The following is a 3,205-nucleotide window of genomic DNA, read 5'->3' on the forward strand; positions in this document are numbered from 1 at the left end:
CTGGCGATGGCGTTGACCCATGACCCGGACATCCTGCTGCTCGATGAGCCCACCGATGGGCTGGACCCGCTGCAGAAGGACAGCGTGCGCGCCTTCATTCGCGAGCTGGGGCGCGAGCGTCTGATCATCGTCTCCACCCATCTGCTGGAGGAAGTGCCTCGCATCTGTGACCGCGTGCTGGTCATGGCCAATGGCCAGCTGGGCTTCGATGACACGCCGGAGGCGCTGGCCGCGACCTCCGTCAGCGAAGGCATCCTGGGTGGCAGCCGTTCGCGCTACGGCGCGGGGTATGGGGCGAGTTCCAGCCTGCCGGTATGGCGAGTGACGCTGAGTCGGGCCCTGAGCGAGCGCGAGCTGGCCAGTGTCTCGCGTCTGCCGGGCGTGGCGGCCATCACGCCCGTCAAGCCCGGCGATGCCATGGCGCGTGACAAGTCGCCGCTGGTGGTCTCGACCGGCGCCGTGCTGCGCCTGGCCGGGCGTCTCCACCAGGACCCGCGCCCCGCGCTGGCACGCTGGTGCAGCTACATGGAAATCCGCCTCGATGAATGCGTCCACGAACGGGGTGATATCGAGGTCGCGTTCCGCCAGCTGGTGACGCGCATGGCGGAGCAGCCCTCGCCGCTGCCGATGCGCAAGCAGACACCGCGCGCAGATCAGGAGGTGTCGTCATGAGGGCCGTTCTCGCGCTGGTCCGCCGTGACCTGCATCAGGCACTGACTCAGGGCGCCAGCTGGTCGCTGCTGGTGGTGATGGCGGTGCTGGCTCCGCTGGGGGCCTTCGAGGTGGGTGATCTGCTGGCACGTGATCGCGCCGATCTTGGCTCGCTGTGGCAGGTGTTGCCCTGGTTGCTGGTGCTGTGGACACCGCTGCTGGCCCTGCGCGGCTGGCCGGAAGAGCGCGCCAACGGCCTGCTCGAATGGCTGTCCGGCCTCGGACTGGGGTCATGGCGACTGGCCAGCGCACGCCTGATCAGTGCCAGCGTGCTGGGCTGGCTGGGGCTTGCGATGACGGCGCCGCTGGTGGTGCTGATCCATTGGCTGGGCACGCCGGATCTCGGCCTGATGCTCAGCGGCTATCTGGGCATGGCGCTGCTGGTGATGGCGCTGGCCAGTCTCGGTCAGGCGCTGGCGGTGCGCGCGCCTTCTGCGCTGTCGGCGTGGCTCGGGGCGCTGGTGCTGGGCCTGGCGCTGATGCTGCCGGGCACACCCGCGGTGACGAGCCAGCTGGCTCAGCATCTGGCGCCGCACTGGGTGCAGCTGCTCGATCTGATCAGCTTGCCGGCGCATCTGACGCCTTTCAGTGAAGGCCGGCCGACCTGGCTCGATGCCAGCTACTTCCTGCTGTTGACCCTGGCCGGGTTGGTGCTGCAGGCGCGCGGCCTCAGTCAGGAGCGCCATGCACGCAAGCAGGCGCCACAGTGGCTGGTCACGGCGGCGCTGGCGGCTGCGGTCACCGCGCTATTGCTGGCCGGCGTGCGCCTGCCGCCGCTGCTGACGGCCGACGGCCACAACCCGCTCACCCGCGCGCATGATCTGACCGCCACGCGTCAGCACAGTCTGAGCCCCGCCAGTCGTGCGGTGCTCGATGACCTCGAGGCACCGGTGACGCTGACCTTCGCCTACAGCGAACGCTTCGCCGCCGATCTGCCGCAGCTGCGTGAACTGGCGACACGGATCGAGACGCGTCTGGCCGCCTTCGCGCGTGAGCCGCAGATACGCCTCAAGCGTGTCGACCCTGCACCGGACAGTGCCGACTTCGCGGATCTCGAAGCGCAGGGCCTGACCGCGCTGTCATTGCCGGGCGGCGAAGAGATGCTGTTCGGGCTGGTGGTGGATAGCCCCTACGCCGAACGCCGCGCCATTCCGCTGCTCAAGGCGGCGGATATCGGCGGGCTGGAAGCGCAGGTGACACGCCAGATCCAGGAAGTCTCGCGCACTGAGCCGCCGCGCCTGGGCGTCGTCTCGCGTTTGCCGGTGATGGGCCAGCCCAGCCTGGAGCAGGGCAGAGCGCTGGGCAGCTGGGGCCTGATGGAGCATCTCAATGCACGCCTGCGCATCGACTGGCTGTCGGCCGGTGATGATGCCGCGCGTCCGATCGCCGATCAGGATGCGTTGCTGGTGATCGCGCCGCGGCTGTTGCCGGTCAAGACGCTGGAGGCCATCACGGCCTATCTCGAGCGTGGCGGCCGGGTGTTGATGCTGGTGGACCCTCTGCCCGAAATGCTCGATCAGCCGGCGCCGGCTTCCGAGGCGCTGACGACATTGCTGGCGCGCGCCGGGCTTGAATCACGCGCGGGCGAGGTGGTGGCGGATGCGCAGCTGGCCTTGCCGATCGGCCTGCTGGACGGCACGCGTGCGCTGAGTCCGACGTTGCTCGGGCTAAGTGCTGCACAGCTGTCGGATGCCGCGCTCAACCTCAATGTCGAGCAACTGGTGATGTCCAGCGCGGGCTGGTTGGCGCCGCTGCCTGATGCAGCAGACGCATCATCGAAAGGCCCAGGGGCGCAAGACGCGCCGTTGCAGTGGCTGATTCGTGGCAGTGATGAGGCGCGCCTGATTCCGGCGGCGCGTGTCCACGCCAGCCGCATGGACCCGCGTCCGCTGTCGGGGCTGGCAGGGGAAACACCGCCGGCCGGCGGGCTGGCCGTGCTGGCGCAGTGGCCGGCGGCGGGCGCCAAGGGTGGCCAGTTGCTGGTGGTCAGCGATGTCGACATGGCCAGTGACCGTCTGTGGCGGCGCACGGCGGCGGATGGCAGCGAACAGGCCCTCAATGCCAATGCGCGCTGGCTGGAAAATGCCGTGGACCTGCTGGCAGGCAGCCCCGAGCTGGTCGCCTTGCGCGCGCGTGCCCATCAGGTGCGCGAGCTGACGCGTCTGCATCAACTGGCCGATCATCAGGCCGCCGAGGAGACCCGGCTGCGCAATGACTGGCAGACGCGTCTGAGTGCGCTCGGCGCGACGCCGGTGTCTGGCAAGGCCGAAGCCGCGCAGCAAAGCGACGCCCTGGCGGCGATGCAGCATGACTTCGAGGACGCGCTGTCACGTCAGCAGCGTGAGGCGAATGCCGAGCGTGATGCCCTGCGTCGCGAGCTGCGTCTGTGGACGCTGCTGGCCTTGCCGGTGGCGTTGAGCCTGCTCGGCGAGCTGATCTGCTGGCGCCGTTATCGTGCCAGCCGTCGCGCGGGCTATCAGTCGACAGGGCGTCT

At 69.2% G+C, this 3,205-nt stretch carries 1 protein-coding gene and 1 pseudogene; both read left to right on the forward strand.

Features of this window, described 5'->3' with window-relative positions:
* A pseudogene (locus AC4FAH_RS14040) lies at positions 1-672 on the forward strand (hypothetical protein); the annotation flags it as partial.
* Positions 669-3,205, forward strand: a 2,537-nt coding sequence (locus AC4FAH_RS14045) for a Gldg family protein (protein ID WP_490246256.1), incomplete at its 3' end; no start/stop codon positions are given. The pseudogene AC4FAH_RS14040 and the gene AC4FAH_RS14045, both read left to right, overlap by 4 nt.

The sequence above is a fragment of the Cobetia sp. genome (genome assembly GCF_983723665.1).